General features: G+C 51.8%; 14 protein-coding genes. 3 read left to right on the top strand and 11 right to left on the bottom strand.

Annotated elements, in window-relative coordinates; translation table 11 throughout:
• Positions 1-73: 73 nt before the first annotated feature.
• The 5 genes from smc to pckA all read right to left on the bottom strand — a co-directional run bounded on the left by smc (position 74) and on the right by pckA (position 7,685).
• The gene (gene smc / locus H7U12_RS18595) at positions 74-3,634 is read right to left on the bottom strand and encodes a chromosome segregation protein SMC (RefSeq protein WP_186640892.1); all 3,561 of its coding nucleotides are present in this window, start codon (positions 3,632-3,634) and stop codon (positions 74-76) included.
• A 272-nt stretch (positions 3,635-3,906) separates the two neighbouring features.
• Entirely contained in the window at positions 3,907-4,515 is a 609-nt protein-coding gene (locus H7U12_RS18590; RefSeq protein ID WP_186640890.1) for a hypothetical protein, read from the bottom strand.
• Between the two features lie 21 nt (positions 4,516-4,536).
• Positions 4,537-5,205, bottom strand: coding sequence for a DUF4159 domain-containing protein (locus H7U12_RS18585; protein ID WP_186640888.1), 669 nt, complete (start codon positions 5,203-5,205; stop codon positions 4,537-4,539).
• A 27-nt stretch (positions 5,206-5,232) separates the two neighbouring features.
• Complete coding sequence (locus H7U12_RS18580) at positions 5,233-5,946, bottom strand: 16S rRNA (uracil(1498)-N(3))-methyltransferase (protein WP_186640886.1); 714 nt, start codon at positions 5,944-5,946, stop codon at positions 5,233-5,235.
• A 125-nt stretch (positions 5,947-6,071) separates the two neighbouring features.
• On the bottom strand, positions 6,072-7,685 hold the full coding sequence (gene pckA, locus H7U12_RS18575) for a phosphoenolpyruvate carboxykinase (ATP) (protein ID WP_186640884.1): 1,614 nt from the start codon (positions 7,683-7,685) through the stop codon (positions 6,072-6,074).
• A 221-nt stretch (positions 7,686-7,906) separates the two neighbouring features.
• Between pckA and H7U12_RS18570 the strand changes: the two genes are divergently transcribed.
• From H7U12_RS18570 to H7U12_RS18560, 3 genes are all read left to right on the top strand, one after another.
• Complete coding sequence (locus H7U12_RS18570; RefSeq protein WP_186640882.1) at positions 7,907-9,490, top strand: peptide MFS transporter; 1,584 nt, start codon at positions 7,907-7,909, stop codon at positions 9,488-9,490.
• A 134-nt stretch (positions 9,491-9,624) separates the two neighbouring features.
• Positions 9,625-10,467 carry a glycoside hydrolase family 25 protein gene (locus H7U12_RS18565; RefSeq protein ID WP_186640880.1) on the top strand — a complete coding sequence of 281 codons (843 nt, stop codon included), beginning with the start codon at positions 9,625-9,627 and terminating at the stop codon, positions 10,465-10,467.
• A 117-nt stretch (positions 10,468-10,584) separates the two neighbouring features.
• Entirely contained in the window at positions 10,585-11,178 is a 594-nt protein-coding gene (locus H7U12_RS18560; RefSeq protein WP_186640879.1) for a hypothetical protein, read from the top strand.
• Positions 11,179-11,286: 108 nt separating this feature from the next.
• Here H7U12_RS18560 and groL read toward each other — a convergent pair whose 3' ends face one another.
• The 6 genes from groL to H7U12_RS18530 form a co-directional block, all read right to left on the bottom strand.
• Positions 11,287-12,930: a chaperonin GroEL gene (groL, locus tag H7U12_RS18555; RefSeq protein ID WP_186640877.1), complete on the bottom strand. Its 1,644-nt coding sequence runs from the start codon at positions 12,928-12,930 to the stop codon at positions 11,287-11,289.
• Between the two features lie 44 nt (positions 12,931-12,974).
• Positions 12,975-13,262 carry a co-chaperone GroES gene (locus H7U12_RS18550; protein WP_186640875.1) on the bottom strand — a complete coding sequence of 96 codons (288 nt, stop codon included), beginning with the start codon at positions 13,260-13,262 and terminating at the stop codon, positions 12,975-12,977.
• Between the two features lie 336 nt (positions 13,263-13,598).
• On the bottom strand, positions 13,599-13,976 hold the full coding sequence (gene secG, locus H7U12_RS18545; RefSeq protein WP_186640873.1) for a preprotein translocase subunit SecG: 378 nt from the start codon (positions 13,974-13,976) through the stop codon (positions 13,599-13,601).
• Between the two features lie 7 nt (positions 13,977-13,983).
• On the bottom strand, positions 13,984-15,573 hold the full coding sequence (locus tag H7U12_RS18540; RefSeq protein WP_186640871.1) for a hypothetical protein: 1,590 nt from the start codon (positions 15,571-15,573) through the stop codon (positions 13,984-13,986).
• 118 nt (positions 15,574-15,691) lie between these two features.
• A complete protein-coding gene (gene lptE / locus H7U12_RS18535; protein WP_241749526.1) occupies positions 15,692-16,231 on the bottom strand; it encodes an LPS assembly lipoprotein LptE in 540 nt (179 codons plus the stop codon).
• Positions 16,218-17,495, bottom strand: a complete 1,278-nt coding sequence (locus tag H7U12_RS18530; protein ID WP_186640869.1) for a sigma-54 interaction domain-containing protein — start codon at positions 17,493-17,495, stop codon at positions 16,218-16,220. The genes lptE and H7U12_RS18530 overlap by 14 nt, the downstream gene beginning before the upstream one ends.
• Between the last annotated feature and the right edge of the window lie 22 nt (positions 17,496-17,517).

The following is a 17,517-nucleotide window of genomic DNA, read 5'->3' as shown; positions in this document are numbered from 1 at the left end:
CTCTGCCGTTTGGGGCCTGTTTTTAAGAAAACAGGCCCCAAACGGCAGAGGCTTTTACTTTAAATATATCCCTCTAAGCTGTTAAGGCAGCTTGGGTCTCAGGTTCGGGAGCCAAATCACGCAAATCTACCGGAATCACTCTGGACACGCCTACTTCCAGCATGGTGATGCCGTAGATTACATCGGTGGAAACCATGGTGCGTTTGTTGTGCGTCACCACAATGAACTGCGAGTCATGGGAGAACTTCTTCACGATGTTGTTGAACTTGTCAATGTTGGCATCGTCCAGCGGCGCGTCTACCTCATCAAAGATACAGAACGGGGCGGGCTTGAGCAGGTAAATGGCGAACAGTAGCGAGATGGCCGTCAACGTTTTCTCACCACCTGACAGCTGGTTGATGGTCAACGGACGCTTGCCTTTTGGCCGGGCCATGATCTCGATCTTCGATTCCAGCGGGTTGCTCGGGTCCGCGATGTACAGGTCACAGGTGTCTTCATCAGAGAAGAGCGACCGGAACACGCGCATGAAGTTTTCCTTTATCTGGTCAAACGCCGCCAGGTATTTCTCCTTGGCTACGGTGTCAATCTCCGCGATGGTGTCCATCAGCTGGTTCTTGGCATCCAGCAGGTCATTTTTCTGGGTGAGGATGAACTGGTTGCGGGTATCGATTTCCTGGTAGGCCTCGGCGGCCATGGGGTTCACCGGGCCGATGTTCTCCAGCTTCTGCTTCACGGCGTGCACCTGCTGGCTGAGCTCGTCATTGCTGATGTCCAGTTTTTCGGTAGGCGCTTCGGCTAAATCCTCTGGGTTCATGTTGAACTCCGCGGATAGGCGCTCAATCACGGCCACCAGCTTGATGCGGGTATCGGTAATGGCCTGGTTCATGGACTGGAACACCTCGTCGGTGTTCTGCTTCTTGCGCTGCAACTCCCGGATGTTCTTTTCCTTCTCATCAATCTCGCCGCGCAGCATGAAGTAGGTTTTCTCAATCTCCTCCAGCTCGCGGGCCATTTCTTTGCGGGCCACCATGCCTTCTTCCAACAGGTGGTTCTGGTCTTCCACAAACTGATCCAGCGAAACGGTCTCGTCCTCGGCGCGGCTGAGTTCGTCCTGTAGTTGCACCAGGCGTTCCTGGTGGTTCATAACGGTTTTCTGCTTGTAGGCCAGTTCCTGCTGGATGCTCTGCAAGCGGTTCTTCAATTGGTGAAACTTAATGTTCTCCTGGTTGAAGATGCCGCTGATCTCGGTGATGATTTCGTTCTGTTTTTCCAAAACTTGGCTTAAACCAGAAAGCTCTTGCTCGTAGCTTTTCAGAGCCAGGTTCTTGCTCTCCGCATCAGGCATCAGGTCGGCGAGTTTGTCGCCGAGGTCCTGAATTTTATCGAAGAGCTCGTCTTTCTTGGAGGCTTGGTTTTGCTGGTTCAGCAGGAACTGCTCGTAGCGCACTTTGTGGCTCACCAATTCCTGTTGCAGGGCGTTGATGTCGCGCTCCTGCAGCCGGATTTTTTCCTGCTGCGTGCTTTCCTTCTGGTTTTGAAGGACCTGCTGCAAAGTGGTGATCTTTAACTTGATCTTTTCTTGCTCTTCCTGTAAAGCTTCCAACTCTTCGGCCAGTTGCTCGAGGTTCTGTTTACGGCCCAAACGGTTACCGTCAAACAAACCAACCGATCCGCCGGCCAAGCTCAGCGGTTTCTTAATGGCGGAGCCATCGGTTAAGATGTAGGTGCGGCCGTCGTTCAGGAAGAGTTCGGTGTCGGCGGTGTCGGTGAGGTAGACCTCGCTGAGCATGAAGCGCAGGAGGGAATGGTACTGCTCCTCGGCGGCTACCACTTCCAAAGCGGCTTTGTATTTGGGAGTACTCAGGGTATCCGGGATCTCCATTTCCTCTATTTCGGAGAGGATGATGAAGCTGGCCCGGCCCTTGTTCTGCTCCTTCAGCAACTCAATGGCTTCCACGGCTTCCTCCGGCGATTCCACCACGAAGAAGTTCATGTACGGCTCCAGGTACGTTTCAATCAGGTTCTTGTACTCGGGGTCGCAGGAGATGATGTCAGAGAGGAGTGGGGCGGGTTTTTCCCAGTTCTCAGATTTATAAAGGAACTTGATGGCCTCGGGGAAACCTTCCAGGTTGTCCACCAATGACTTCATCAGGTTGTACTGATTTTTCTTGGCGTCGTGCTCACGGTTCAGATCAATGAGTTGCTGGCGATACTCGTGCAGCGTCTCTTCCGTCTTGGTCATCTCCGCCTGAAGCTGGGTTTCCGCTTCCTGCAACTCGGCCAAATTTTCCTGGGCTTCCTCCAACAGGATTTTGGTCTCGGCTAGTGAAGCTTCGTGCTGCTGCGCGATTTCGTTCTCGTGGCCTTCCATCTCCTGCAGACGCTCCAGCTCCAGCCGGTGGCTCTGCATCTGCACCTGCGTGATCTCAATGCTCTTGTTTACCGTAAACGCCTCGTTCTGCACTTGGCGCTGGGCCATGGTTTTCTCCTGCAACTCGCGCTGAAGATCGGCTTTCTGCTGGTTGACGTGCTCCAGTTCCTTTTTGGTCAGACCCAGCTGCTCCTCAGAAATCAGCAACTCTTCCTGAATCTGCTCCAGATCGTTCTGTAACTGACCCAGGCTGTTCTCCGTCTGGCTGATGTTAGTAGTGTCTTGGTTGATCTGCGTGTGCAGCGTTTTCACCCGCTCCTGCAGGTACATGTTCCGCTCACTTTTCAGCTTGATGTCGTTTTCCAGCTGGCGCAGTTGGCTCGTATGGTCGTTGACTTCTTTCTGCTTGTGCTGCAGCTCGTGCTGGGTGCGGTCCAGCAGGGTTTTCTGCTCCTGGAGGGTATCTTCCAGAATAGCCAATTCCTCAGAGTAAGAACCTTTGCGGTCCGTTTCTTTCTGCAGTTCGTTCTCCAGCCGCTCCAAAGCTTCCTGATGGTGCCCTATGTTGCGGCGGGCGTACTCCAGGCTGAGTTTCTTGTATTCGTCTTTTAAATTAAGGTAGCGCTCGGCGGTTTTGGCCTGACGCTCCAGACTTTTGAGGTTTTTCCCGATCTCGAACAGCACGTCTTCCACGCGCTCCAAATCGGCATCAGTTTCCTCCAGCTTCTTAAGCGTCTGTTTTTTGCGGACCTTGAACTTAGAGATCCCGGCGGCTTCCTCAAACAGGTTTCGGCGCGAGTTGTCCTTGTCCGTGAGGATGTCGTCCACCATTTTCAGCTCGATGATGGCGTAGGAGTCAGAGCCGATCCCGGTGTCCAGAAACAGATCGTTGATGTCTTTGAGCCGACAGGTCACGTTGTTGAGCAGGTACTCACTTTCGCCGGACCGGTAGTAGCGGCGGGTGATGGTCACCTGCGAGTACTCGGTGGGCAAGATGCCCTTGTTGTTGTTGAACGTGAGCGACACCTCGGCGAGCTGCTGCGGCTTCCGGTTTTTGGTGCCGTTGAAAATCACGCTCTCCATTTTGTCGGAGCGCAGGTTACGGGTTTTCTGCTCGCCCAACACCCACCGGATGGCGTCCACGATGTTCGACTTCCCGCAGCCGTTGGGCCCCACAATGCCCGTGATACCGCTGTCAAAGTTAATCGTGACTTTGTCCCCGAAACTCTTGAAGCCTTTGATCTCTAATCTTGCTAATTCCATACGCTTCGGCCAGATTTCCCGACCCCAACTTCAAATTTACAAAAAAGTGGCTTTACTTATCTGCTTCTAGTTACGGAAAAGGAGTGGACTTGTAGAAAGGTGAGCCTTACTGCTGCGTTTCCCGTTTTGAGGCTATTTTTAGAAAAGAGGTTCAAAACGGGAGATAGCAAAATCGGCTATATGAATTGGGACTATTGCTGGCCTTTTAAATGAAAACCCCGGGCAGCACTTCCCATTCATTAGGCATCAGCATTTCTTTGAGGCTTCTAAGTTTAGAAAGGGGCAAGGTCTTCCATTCCGTTTTTCAGTTTATCAGCTGCCTGATCGCCCCATTCATGTAACGCTTTTTTGGTGGAGAAATTGAAATCCCACTTCTCAAATTGCCCGACGGAGGTCCCGCTACTGGTTGCCCCAATCAGCATGAACTCGTTCTGCTGATACCTGAATTTGTAGCTATCGCTGCCTCTTACAAACTGAAACATCACTTCAAGCACCCGGTTACGGATACTTAGGTCGCCATACGGGTCTAGTTCCATGCCGCCCTCGCCGTAGCGCAGAATAAAGGTGTCATTCTGAAACGCCAGTTTGTACAGGCCGGTGGAGGGCTCTTTCAATAAAAGCAACAAGACGCGCGGACTGCCCAAATTAGTGGAATGATCAGGCCGAAGTTCCTGTATGGTGTCTTTCATCTCTACCACCAGCGCCAAGTCAGGAATTTTGTCGCCGTTCAGGTCACCCTGGGCGCTGTCTTTCACAAACCAATTGGGCGGCACAAAGGCAGCGCTATTCTTTCCAGATGGGGTAAACACAGGAGGCGTGACGCTTTGGGCAAAAGCAGTAGTTACCCAGAAAAGCAGCACCAGCGGCAGCAGAATTTTCACATGACGAAGAGGAAGGTTTACTTAAAAATTAGTTAACGCGTACGAGACCAGATTTGCGCCCATGCGCAAGGCAGCCTGATGTTTCTCTGCCGGGTCGTTGTGCACCGATTGGTCTTCCCAGCCGTTGCCCAGGTCACACTCATAGGAATAGAAGCACACCAAACGCCCCTGGTAGATGATCCCGAAGCCCTGGGGAGGTTTGTTGTCGTGCTCGTGGATTTTAGGAAGTCCGCGCGGGAAATCGAATTTCTGGTGGTAGACGGGGTGGTTGAACGGCAGCTCAATGAAGTCCAGCTCCGGGAAGACTTTCTTCATCTCGCGTCGGGCGAATTTATCCAGGCCGTAGTTGTCGTCTATGTGCAGGAAGCCGCCGCCAGTGAGATATTTCCGGAGGTTCTGCACCTCGGCCTCAGTGAAAATTACGTTGCCGTGGCCCGTCATGTGCACGAAGGGGAAATCCAGCAGCTCAGGGCTCCCGGGCTCCACCGCTTCCTCCTGCGGCGCAATGTTGGCCTTCAGTTCGCGGTTGCAGAAGGCGATGAGGTTGGGCAGCGAGGTTTTATTCGCGTACCAGTCGCCGCCGCCGCCGTATTTCAGACGGGCAATTCGGAAGCTGGGGCGTTGGGCCCATCCCGCGCTGATGCCCAGCAGCAGGAACAATCCGCAAAGTAAAAGAAGCCGTTTATGCATGGTTTTTCAGAAAAGAGGCGTAAAACGTTAAACGTCTAAAAGGACGTGAATGGTATGGCAGGCGGCCAGCGCGGCAGTCTCAGTCCTCAGGCGGCTTTGGCCCAGGGTCACGGGTTGGAAGCCCGCGGCCAGCGCCTGCGCTACTTCCTCCGGGCTGAAATCTCCTTCGGGTCCAATCAAAACGGTGTATGTATCATTGCCCGAGATGCTTTTAGCCAGCGAATGTCGTTCCTGGCCTTCTACCAGGTGGGCAATGAATCGCTTTCCTTCTATTGGCTGCTGCAGAAAATCCGCGTAGCGAGTCAACGGGTGCAGGGTGGGCAGGTATGCCTTCATGGATTGCTTCATGGCACTGACGGCGATTTTCTCAAGACGTTCCAGGTTGAGGTTTTTCCGTTCTGAGCGGGCGCATTGCAGGAAGGTGATCTCGTCAATGCCCATCTCCACGGCTTTCTCCACAAACCATTCCATCCGGTCCATGTTCTTGGTGGGGCCCACTGCTATGTGCACCCGGTAATTGCGTTGGTTATAGTCCGGTTGGTGATGTAAGATCTTGATGCTGGTTTTTTTAGGGTTTGGTTCTGCAATCTCTGCTTTAAACCAACCGCCCCGGCCGTCAATCAAAGTCACGGTGTCTCCCCGGTCCAGGCGCAAAACCCGCGCGCAGTGTTTGGACTCCTCTTCTGATAAGGTGTACGAAGTGTCGGTGGGTTGCAGGTCTGGGGTGAAGAAGAGGTGCATGCGGGATTCTGTTTTAGGGCTGTTTTTCCAAAAATACGCCAAAAATGATCATGTAGGTGGCCAGCATAAAAAAAGCCTCCCATACCATGGAAGGCTTTATTAAGGTGAAGGAAATAATTAAAGTCTTAGGCTTCCACGGCTACCATAGGGGCGCCAGCCAGAATTTCTTCGTTCGCGTACTCGGCGTATTTATTGAAGTTCTTGACGAAGGCCTTCGCCAGATCATGGGCTTTCTGGTCATAGGCCTCTTTGTCGGACCAGGTGTTGCGCGGGTTCAGGATGTCCGCCGGAACATTGGGGCAGGTGGCGGGCATTTCCACGCCAAACACCGGATGCTTGCTGAAGGGCACCTCCTGCAACTCACCGTTAAGGGCGGCCGTGATCATGGCCCGGGTATAACTGAGTTTCATGCGGGAGCCTACGCCGTACACGCCGCCGGTCCAGCCGGTGTTCACCAGCCATACGTTCACGTTGTGGTCTGTCATCTTCTTGCCCAGCATCTCGGCGTAGGTAGTGGGGTGCAGGGGCAGGAACGCGGCCCCAAAACAGGCGGAGAATGTGGTTTGTGGCTCCGTAACGCCCACCTCAGTGCCCGCTACCTTAGCGGTATAGCCCGAGATGAAGTGGTACATAGCCTGGCACTTATTCAGCCGCGAGATAGGAGGCAACACGCCGAAGGCATCGGCGGTCAAAAAGAAGATGTTCTTGGGGATGTCTGCCCTAGACGGTTCCACCGCGTTGTCAATGTGGTGGATGGGGTAGGCCGTGCGGGTGTTCTCGGTCACGGAGTTGTTGGTGTAGTCTACCGTGCGGGTGCCGGGTTTAAAGCGGGTATTCTCCACAATGGCCCCAAAACGGATGGCATCCCAGATCTGCGGTTCTTTCTCGCGGGTAAGGTCAATGACTTTGGCGTAGCAGCCGCCCTCAAAGTTGAAGACGCTGTCCTCGGTCCAGCCGTGTTCGTCATCCCCAATCAGGCCGCGGTTAGGGTCGGCGGAGAGGGTGGTCTTGCCCGTACCGGATAACCCGAAGAAAATGGCGGTGTCGCCGTCTTTGCCTACGTTGGCAGAACAGTGCATGGAGAGGGTGTTCCGCTTGTGCGGCAACAGGTAATTCAACACTGAGAAGATGCCTTTCTTCATTTCGCCGGCGTAGCCAGTGCCGCCCAATAGAATCATTTTGCGGGAGAAATTGATGATGGCAAAGTTGCTCTGGCGGGTTCCGTCCACGGCAGGATCAGCCAGAAACTCCGGCGCGTTGATGATGGTGAAGTCGGGGGTATGTTGCTCAAGTTCTGCTTCGGTGAGTCGCAGGAACATGTTGTGGCAAAATAAGTTGTGCCAAGCCTGGGTGTTCACGATCCGGAGATTAAGGCGGTAGTCGGGGTGGGCTCCGGCATAGGCGTCGCGCACGTACAGTGTCCGGTCTTCCAGGTGCTGCAGCATCTTCTGGTACAGATTTTCAAACTTGGCTGGGTCAAAGGCAATGTTCACATCGCCCCACCAAACAGAGTGCTCGGTCTCCTCGTCGCGAACCACAAAACGGTCTTTGGGCGAGCGGCCGGTAAAGGTACCGGTGTCGCACATCAGAGCGCCGTTATCCGTCAGGTACCCTTCGCCGTTTTTCAGAGCTTCTTCCACCAACTCTGCCGGCGAAAGGTTCCAGAGAACTTCCTTCGCTTTTTCTATCCCTAACGCTGCTAATTGCATGGTGCCTGACTTTTTGCCAATTTCTTTCATAAAGGAAGCTTTTATTTTTAAAATTTCAAAATGGAAGATCTGATTAGAAATTCGATTCTCAAATTTATAAAAAAACTAACGTATGTTATCTTTTTTGCCAACTTTCTTCCGAAGCGGCGGGCCACACTGGGCGGGTTTGTCCTTCTTAAGCGATTATGCTATATTTACCCGTTATAGGAGTACCATCCGAACAAAATAAATCATACTTTAAACCTTACTTTATGTCTCAAGGAGTTCATCCGCTTAATGACCAAGTCAGTAAGCATAACATTCCGTATGGGGAGCAGCCGCTTGGAACTGACGGCGCGCACCCTCCCGGATTGTTTGTGCTTTTCTTCACCGAGATGTGGGAGCGTTTCAGTTACTATGGAATGCGCGCGCTTTTCGTGCTTTTTTTAACATCAACTGTGGCTAATGGCGGCTGGGCCTGGGAACGGGAAGAAGCCCTCCAGCTTTATGGGATTTATACTGGTTTGGTTTATCTGACACCTATTATTGGTGGCTACATTGCAGACCGATTCCTGGGTTTCCGTAATGCCATCATCTTCGGGGCATTGCTCATGACTCTGGGACATGCCAGCATGGCTCTTGAGTCGGTTACTTTTTTCTATATAGGGCTGGGGCTTATCATCTTAGGAAACGGGTTGTTCAAACCCAATATCTCTTCCATGGTAGGGCAGCTGTATGTGAAGAATCCCGCTAAGAAAGATGCTGCTTACACTATCTTCTATATGGGGATCAACTCCGGTGCCTTTCTGGGAATCTTGCTCTGCGGGTACATAGGGGAGAAAGTAGGCTGGAGCTGGGGCTTTGGTCTAGCCGGTATCTTCATGCTGTTTGGCATGTTACAGTTTATGTTCTCCAAAAGATTATTCGGGAACATTGGGTTGTCGCCTAAAAACCAGCTTGAATCTGGAAGTGCCGCCGCTGCGAAAGCAGAAGAAGCACCGGCTCACATTGTGAGAGACCGGTTAATCGTAATCTCTGTACTGGCCTTCTTCGTGATCTTCTTCTGGATGGCGTTTGAGCAGGCTGGTGGCTCCATGACTATTTTTGCAGCAGATTACACCAACCGGGTGTTGGAAGGCAGCAGCGGAATCATCTTCAAATGGGCGAATGCCATTCTGGTGGTGGTACCTATGTTGATTTTGACGGTGGTTCTGGGCAATCTCTTCAGACAGACGTACAAGCATATTCCTTTCTCTAACCTGTTCCTGGGTTTGAGCTTCGTGATTATCTGGGGAATTATCATCTGGATGCTGAGAAGAGAGTTTATCTCTGATGCTACTGAGGTACCTGCTTCCTGGTTCCAGATTCTGAACTCCTTCTTTATCATCTCCTGTGCGCCTATCTTTTCTAAAATCTGGGAAAGCAAATACAATCCTTCAGCACCCGTGAAATTTGCCTTAGGCTTGTTTCTTCTGGGAATTGGCTTCGGAATATTAGCCTACGGAGGTTTGTCTATTCCGCAAGGTGCAAAGACCGCTTCTGTAAGTATGGTTTGGCTTATCCTGGCGTATCTATTCCACACCTTGGGAGAGCTTTGTATTTCACCCGTTGGGCTGTCTTATGTAAGTAAGTTATCTCCCCAGCGCTTAGTAGGCCTGATGTTTGGGATCTGGTTTGTTGCCAATTTCGTGGCCAATACATTGGCAGGATGGACCGGTTCTTACATTGATAAGATCACCGAGACCTATTCTATATCTACTTTTTTCCTCATTTTCACTGCTTTGCCGGTACTAGCAGGCTTGATTATGTTGGCCTTGAACGGAACCCTGAAAAAGAAAATGCACGGTATTCAATAAGCTCCTTCATTTTTGAAGAAAGCCTCTGTCACTTTTGTGGCAGAGGCTTTTTTGTTGGACTTCATCTTCCTTAAATTAATAGTAAATTTGTAGAGAGTTGAAAAGGCAGAGTTGCCTGCTGCCAAAGTTGGAATATGAAAAGAGAGTCTGCGGCCCCACGTAAAAGCACAAGGAAACCAGCTTCCCGCAAGAAACAGCAGGTTCAAGGGACCTGGTGGAAGCCACTGTCGTTGGGTATTGGCGCTTTCTTTCTGCTTTGCCTGGGGATTGAGTATTTCAAGGAAGGAGGCCGGCTGGCTTTCCTGCGGCACAACATAGAAGAGGCAACTCAGATCAACACCGCGGTCACCTTCAGCCCAGCGGGATACGAGGTCACCGGCTTGGATATTTCCCATCACCAGCGGCAAATTGACTGGAAAGCGGTAAAGAAGCAGAAAATCAAATTTGCTTTCATCAAAGCCACCGAAGGAATCACTCACGAGGACCGCTATTTCGCGCGGCACTGGCGGCAGGCCAAAAAACATGATGTGCTGCGGGGCGCGTATCACTTTTTCCTACCCGCCCGCGATGCCGAGGAGCAAGCCCGCAGTTTCCTGAAGAAGGTAAAACTGGAGGCCGGCGATCTCCCGCCGGTACTGGACGTGGAAGTCACCAATCACCAGTCAGATGATGAGATTAGGGCGGGGGTGCAGCTTTGGCTGGATGTGGTAGAGGAAAAGTATGATCTCAAACCCATCATCTACACCAATTATGCTTTCTATGAAAAGCACCTGGCGGGCCATTTTGATGATTACCCGCTCTGGATTGCGCACTACAACCCGAAGAAAAGTCACCAGTTAGCCAACAGCAGCTGGTCTTTCTGGCAGCATACCGAAAAAGGCAAGCTGAAAGGAGTGCAAGGCAACCTGGATTTGAACGTGTTCAACGGCACCATGGAAGATTTATACAACATGTGCTACGAACCGGAAGCATTGTAGGCACTACCCTTTGTTTGTTCAATTTTTATTGATTTTTGGTAAATAGAAAACGGGGATAGAACTTAATTGTCTTTCAAGGGGTTGGCAGGATATTATTTGATCCCACACCCTAAACCCATGACCCCTTTATTCAAAAAGCTGCCTCTGTTACTGGCAGTTCCTTTCCTTACGTTTTCCTGTGACGTGATGGAATTAGTGAAACCCGAAGAAGCACCCGCGGTAGAAGAAGGTATCACCTACGCGATCAATACCGGAGGACACGAGACCACCAACCCCATCAAAGTTCTCAGCACCAATTCCCTTCGGTTTGACGTCCAGTTTGATTCTACCGCCATTTACGCCACCAAAGATCCCAGTAACCAAGCCGATATCAATAAGCTCTACGGAATGTCTGACTGCGGTACTTTCCACCATGACAATAGTGCCCGCTTTGGCTGGCGTTGGTATAAAAACAAACTGGAGCTGCATGCCTATTCTTACAACGGCGGCAAGAACACTTCTACCTTCATCACGGCTATTGACCTGAAGAAAAACTATACCTGTGAGTTAACCCTCACGGAGTCAAAGTACATCTACAAAGTAGGAGAGAAGACGGTAGAGCACGCCCGGGCCTGTAACGGGGAAGGGAAAGGCTACCAGTTGTACCCGTATTTCGGGGGCGATGAAACGGCACCGCATGATATCAAAATCAAGATCAAAGTCTTGAAGTAGCCCGCTGTTTTGGGGCCGTTTTCACGAAAACAGCCTTAAAACAGAGGTAAAAGAAAAGGCCCCGGCAAACACCGGGGCCTTTTTATTGTCAGCAGAAGCTGGGGCAGATTACATCATGCCACCCATGCCGCCCATACCGCCTGGCATTCCGCCACCGGCTGCAGCACCACCTTCTTCCGGCTCGTCAGCGATTACGCACTCAGTAGTCAGCAACAGGGCTGCTACAGAAGCGGCGTTCTCCAGGGCCAAACGGGTTACTTTGGTTGGGTCAATGATACCAGCGGCGAACATGTTCTCGAACTTGTCGTCACGGGCGTTGTAACCGAAGTCGGCCTGACCGGCACGTACCTGGTTCACGATCACTGATCCTTCGCCACCGGCGTTGGCCACGATGGTTCTCAACGGAGCCTCTAACGCCGTGCGGATGATCTGCACACCGGTTTTCTCGTCTTCGTTGCGGGTATCTACATCGTTCAAGGCATCTAAGGCTCGGATCAGGGCAACGCCACCACCGGCTACGATACCTTCTTCTACGGCAGCTCTGGTTGCGTGCAGGGCATCGTCAACGCGGTCTTTCTTCTCTTTCATTTCAACCTCGGTAGAGGCACCAATGTAAAGGATAGCTACCCCGCCAGACAGTTTCGCCAGACGCTCTTGCAGTTTTTCTTTGTCGTAGTCAGAAGTAGTTTTCTCTACTTGTGCTTTGATCTCGTTTACACGGGCAGTGATGGCATCTTTGGTGCCACGGCCGTTCACGATGGTGGTGTTGTCTTTGTCAATGATCACGCGCTCGGCCTGGCCTAAGTATTCCAGGGTAGCGTTATCCAGTTTGTAACCACGCTCTTCCGAGATCACGGTACCACCGGTTAGGATGGCGATGTCTTCCAGCATGGCTTTACGACGGTCACCGAAACCTGGGGCTTTCACCGCGGCAATTTTCAGGGAACCACGCAGTTTGTTGACGACCAGGGTAGCAAGGGCTTCGCCGTCTACGTCTTCAGAGATGATCACCAGCGGCTTGCCAGTTTGTACCACTTGCTCCAATACTGGAAGCAATTCTTTCATGGTAGAAACTTTCTTGTCGTAGATCAGGATGAACGGGTTCTCAAACTCCGCTTCCATTTTCTCTGGGTTAGTCACGAAGTAAGGAGACAGGTAACCGCGGTCAAACTGCATCCCTTCTACCGTTTTCACTTCGGTTTCAGTACCTTTTGCTTCTTCCACGGTGATCACGCCGTCTTTACCAACTTTGTCCATGGCATCGGCGATCATCTGCCCGATCTCGGTGTCGTTGTTGGCAGAGATAGTACCTACCTGGGCGATCTCAGAAGAGTTCTCAATCTTTTTAGACTGCGCTTTCAGGTTTTCTACTACTTTGTGAACGGCTTTGTCAATACCGCGCTTCAGGTCCATTGGGTTGGCACCGGCAGCAACGTTTTTAGAACCGGCCGTGTAGATGGCTTGCGCCAAGACAGTGGCAGTAGTAGTACCATCACCAGCCATATCAGCGGTTTTAGAAGCCACTTCCTTCACCAGTTGAGCACCCATGTTCTCAACGGCGTCTTTCAGTTCAATTTCTTTCGCAACAGTCACACCGTCTTTGGTGATGCTGGGAGCACCAAATTTTTTGTCGATGATCACGTTGCGGCCTTTAGGGCCTAAGGTTACTTTCACGGCGTTGGCCAAAGTGTCAACGCCTTTTTTAATCTTGTTACGGGCTTCGATGTCGAAGGTAATGTTCTTAGATGCCATAGCTTCTTATGAATAGATTATGGTTGTGAGTTTAATAAGAGAGATTAAAGAACCGCCAGGATGTCTGATTCTTTCATGATCAGGTAATCAGATCCTTCTAAGGAGATCTCAGTACCAGCATATTTGCCATATAAAACCTCGTCACCAGTTTTCACAGTAGGCTTCTTGCCTTCACCGTCTTCCTCTGATATCGCTACTACCGTACCTTTCTGAGGTTTCTCTTTGGCAGTGTCTGGGATATACAGGCCAGAAGCAGTTTTCTCTTCTGCGGGAGCCGGCTCTACAATAACTCTGTTAGCAGTTCCAGCAATTGGTTTGATGTTTAATGCCATAGGTTTGTTATGATATTAGGTTATGTTAACGAATATGCCCGGCGTGTGCTGGCCGGTGATGCATTGCCTATCTGCCATTCCTGTGCCAACTCCTCATTTCTGCCAAACTTGCCACATTTTGTCAGTTTTTAGGCGATCTGGAGGAGGGAAGTACTGACACGCCCGCGAGCCAAGACGAAAATTCTGTCAGTTGAAATTCCTCATTCTGTCAGATTGTAAATCGCCTGGGCCGTTTTGGGCATCCTTTAAGGAAAGGATGCCTAAAACGATGGGTAAAAAAAAGCCCGAACCAGTTAAGGCTCGGGCTCCAATAAAGGGTTGTCAGTATCGGCTTTGTTACTGGTTGGCTGAGTCGCCGGCGGCGGCAGGGGCGGTAGTAGCCGGAGCTGCGTTCTGCTGAGGGATAGCCGGAGCCGCTGGGGCAGGGGCCGGAGCGGCCTGACCCGCGCGTTGCTCGTTGATGGTGCGGTTGTCTGCACCTGCACCGCTATTGACAATTGTATGGGAGGCCAGGGTCAATACAATGATTCCGATCGCGAAACCCCAGGTTAATTTCTCAAGGAGGTCACCGGTACGTTTAACGCCCATTAACTGGCTGGTGCCGCCGCCGCCAAACTGGCTGGATAATCCGCCGCCTTTGGAGTTCTGGGATAAGACCACCAAAACCAACAGCACGCACAGGAAAAGAATTACGCTGATCAGAGCAATGTACATAATTGGACTATTCGTTTCTTAATTTATCAATTTGTTCAGCAAAGTAACTCTTTTTTTCGGGAAACTTCACTATAAGTTGTTCATAAATTTTGATGGCTTTCCTGCCTTTTCCCTGTTTAATGAAGATGAGGGCAAGGTTTTCAGACACCAGCGTCTTCTTGATCTTGGAGCTTTTAGCGGATAAATCTTCCTGCGGCTCATTGTTGAGCTGGGCGTTGGCCAGGGTTTTACGCTTGGGCGTGGTCTTCAGGAACTGGTTGATGATGTCCATCTGCTGGTCCAGCTTGGCGGCCGGGCTTACCTCTGGGGCCGGAGCCGGGGCATTCTGTTCCTTCACATGCTCAATGATCAGCTCGGGCTGGAAGAAGAACGGGGTAGTGGTGGTGAGGTCGTCTTTCAGTTGGATGCTCTCGCCCAGGCGGCTGGAGCCCATCCAGTAGGCCAGGTTGTTCTGGGTGAAGATGGACATGTACGGGTCATTCGCGGCATCATCAGACGTGGAGGTGCCCTGCACCACTTCGGGCAGCTTTAACGTGGGGAACTCATAGCCTGAGGTATCATACAACGTGTCCAGCTTGGCAATCTCCAGGTAGGCACTCATGCCCACTTCCTGGGTCTCTGGTTCAGATTGGCTCGCGGCAGATAAGCGTTCGGCCACTTTCCCGAAATCAATGGCGGGCTCATCAGCCGGTTCCGTTTCCTGCGCGGAAGTGAGCTCCGAGATGATTTCGGCATGCGTCAGGTTGACGGGAGGAATAGGGGCGCTGAAGGACGTCAGGCTGTTGATCTGGATCAGCTCCAGCAACTCGTCCAGGTTGTCGTCTTCCTCAGAAAAGGTGTCGTCCGCCTCAAGTTCTTCCTCTGTAAGATCCCGCTCATCGGCTGAAACAGCTTCCTCCTGACTTTCCGCAGCTACTTCAAGCGATGATTCCTCTGATAGGGTTTCTAATTCCGGTTCAACCAAAGCTTCAACGGCAACTTCAGAAACTTCCTGTGAAAGATCGTTTGGGGAAACTTCCGGAAGTTCGTTTTCAGTCTCAATTTCTGAAAAAACCTCGTTTTCTACCACGGCAGAAGCTTCCGCTACTACTTCCGTTTCTGGCTCAATTTCCTCATCGAAGGCCTGAACTACGTCCAGCTCAGGGGTGGGTTCTTTCGGTGCCTCTTCTAAAGCAGGTTCAACCGCCAGATCTGTATCAACGAGTTCTTCGGGAGTAAACTGGGCTGGTTCCTCTACTTCAGGTAGTTCGTCTGAATAATCGTTTTGGGGCTCATTTTCTAAAACTGGCTCTGAAACGAAGGGAGCAAAAGCTTCCTGCTCGGTTTCGTCTTCCACCTCTGGGGCGTATACCTCCTCCACCGCGGGGGTGGCGTAGACCAGTTGTTTGAGCAATTGCCGGTTCGAAACGTGGGCGGCGGCTCTTCTCAGCTTTTGGGTAGAGAGCATGCTGCCGCGGTCATGGGCGGCTTTGGCCAACAGAACATGCGCGGTCTGGCAATACGGGAAAGACACCACCAAGCGCTCCAGGTCGTCAACTTCCTGGTCCTGGATGGGGGCTACCTGCCGTACTATGTTTAGAAATGCCGCTTTGTTCATGGAACGCTCCTCTGCCCGGGGATGATCCGGACAAATACAAATTACAAGTTAATTAGGGAAATACAGGAGAAAGGCACTGAAAAGATTGTTTTCAGTGCCTTCTGGGCTGCAAAGATACTTACCAATTCGCTACCGTTTTGGTAAAAACGCTGTAAATAATGCGTTCTGTGATTTGCCTGATCTGCGATTGGTTTATCTGGTTGATATCCAGGGTAGGAGGAAAATCGGCGAAGCCCGAGAAACTTTGGTCGAAGTTGTTGGTGGGGTTCTTCGTGTCTGTGAAGTTGATCTGCACCACGATGGTGAGGCGGTTGGCCCCGGCCTGGTCCAGGCCTACGTTGCTGCCCGCCGTGGTAGTGCTACGCTGGATAGCCGCCGGACTGAAGGAATAGCTCATGATTGAACCTTCAATCTGGAAATCGCCGGCCTGGGGCAGCACCCGCAGGTTGGTGTTCCGCTGGAAGTAATCCTTGAAGTCTTCGGTCACAAACTGCTGTAAGTTAGAAGGTCCCTGACCGGAAGGATTGCTGAAGTTGGTGATGGAAATGCTGTTGTACTTGGAGGCATCATAATTGATACCTGAAAAGGAGTAACACCCGCTCAGCAGCAGCGGCAGGCAGAGCAGGAGCAGGTACGATAAGGGTCTACAGGTCTTCAAGGTCGTATTGTTTTAATTTGCGGTAAAGGGTACGTTCAGAGATGCCCAGGTCTTTGGCGGCATACTTCCGCTTGTTCCCGTGTTTCTTTAACGCTTTCAGGATCATTTCCTTTTCCTTGTGCTCCAAAGAAAGACTTTCTTCCTCGGTTTCGTGGGAGATGTCCTCGACTTTGTCCTCGTATTCCTCGTCGGGCTCGTCTACCGAGAGCATGTACCCACCGTCGCGGCGTTCCGGGGCGGAGCGGTACACCGGTTGTTCAATGGGCCGCATCTCTTCAAACAAATGCCGGTTGGCCTTGAGAAGTTCCGCGTCTTCCTGCTGGTGCGACAACAAGTCAAAGACCACCTGCTTGAGGTCGTTCATGTCTTTGCGCATGTCAAACAAGACCTTGTACAGTAAGTCGCGCTCAGAGATGCCGCTGGCCCCGTCGGTAGAGTTGTTGGGGTGGAAAAGGGCAGGTAATTGGTTCTGCTGCTCGTGCGGCAAGTACTTGCGCAAGGTGGTGCCGTTGATCTCCCGCTCGTATTCCAGCACCGATATCTGCTCCACAATGTTCTTCAACTGCCGGATGTTGCCCGGGAAACGGTAGCGCAACAGCTCCTGCACCGCCTCGGATTGCAGCGTGATGGGCTTGACGTGGTACCGCTCCGCGAAATCACTCGCGAATTTACGGAACAGCAGGTGCGTGTCTTCGCCGCGTTCTCGCAAGGGCGGTACGCTGATGGGAACGGTGTTGAGTCGGTAATACAAGTCCTCCCGGAACTGGCCACGCTCCACCGCCTGCATCAGATTCACGTTGGTGGCGGCCACCACGCGCACATCGGTCTTCTGCACTTTAGAGGAACCTACTTTGATGAACTCGCCGTTTTCCAGCACGCGCAAAAGGCGCGCCTGCGTTCCGAGGGGCATTTCGCCAATCTCGTCCAAAAAGATGGTCCCGCCGTTGGTCACTTCAAAGTAGCCCTTCCGGGCCTCGGCGGCGCCGGTGAAAGAGCCCTTCTCGTGCCCGAACAGTTCTGAATCTATGGTACCCTCGGGGATGGCGCCGCAGTTGATGGCGATGAACTGCCCGTGCTTGCGGGGGCTCAGGTGGTGGATGATCTTGGAAAAAGATTCTTTCCCGCTGCCGCTTTCCCCGGTAATGAGCACCGTCATGTCCGTAGGGGCCACCTGCACCGCCACCTGAATGGCATAGTTCAGCAAAGGGGAGTTCCCGATGATGCCAAACCGCTGCTTCACCGATTGGATTTCTATATCACGCATGAAGTAGATTTGTAGATTTGAA

It is taken from the genome of Rufibacter sediminis (assembly GCF_014269285.1).
GTDB lineage: Bacteria > Bacteroidota > Bacteroidia > Cytophagales > Hymenobacteraceae > Nibribacter > Nibribacter sediminis.
The sequence above is the reverse complement of the archived record's forward strand: the minus strand, read 5'-3'. Positions and strand labels throughout refer to the sequence as shown.

Bases quoted from the DNA above. Each gene is read 5' to 3' on its own strand.
- smc (WP_186640892.1), bottom strand. From the start codon at position 3,634: ATGGAATTAGCAAGATTAGAGATCAAAGGCTTCAAGAGTTTCGGGGAC.
- H7U12_RS18585 (WP_186640888.1), bottom strand. From the start codon at position 5,205: ATGCATAAACGGCTTCTTTTACTTTGCGGATTGTTCCTGCTGCTGGGC.
- H7U12_RS18580 (WP_186640886.1), bottom strand. From the start codon at position 5,946: ATGCACCTCTTCTTCACCCCAGACCTGCAACCCACCGACACTTCGTAC.
- pckA (WP_186640884.1), bottom strand. From the start codon at position 7,685: ATGAAAGAAATTGGCAAAAAGTCAGGCACCATGCAATTAGCAGCGTTA.
- H7U12_RS18570 (WP_186640882.1), top strand. From the start codon at position 7,907: ATGTCTCAAGGAGTTCATCCGCTTAATGACCAAGTCAGTAAGCATAAC.
- H7U12_RS18565 (WP_186640880.1), top strand. From the start codon at position 9,625: ATGAAAAGAGAGTCTGCGGCCCCACGTAAAAGCACAAGGAAACCAGCT.
- H7U12_RS18560 (WP_186640879.1), top strand. From the start codon at position 10,585: ATGACCCCTTTATTCAAAAAGCTGCCTCTGTTACTGGCAGTTCCTTTC.
- groL (WP_186640877.1), bottom strand. From the start codon at position 12,930: ATGGCATCTAAGAACATTACCTTCGACATCGAAGCCCGTAACAAGATT.
- H7U12_RS18550 (WP_186640875.1), bottom strand. From the start codon at position 13,262: ATGGCATTAAACATCAAACCAATTGCTGGAACTGCTAACAGAGTTATT.
- secG (WP_186640873.1), bottom strand. From the start codon at position 13,976: ATGTACATTGCTCTGATCAGCGTAATTCTTTTCCTGTGCGTGCTGTTG.
- H7U12_RS18540 (WP_186640871.1), bottom strand. From the start codon at position 15,573: ATGAACAAAGCGGCATTTCTAAACATAGTACGGCAGGTAGCCCCCATC.
- H7U12_RS18530 (WP_186640869.1), bottom strand. From the start codon at position 17,495: ATGCGTGATATAGAAATCCAATCGGTGAAGCAGCGGTTTGGCATCATC.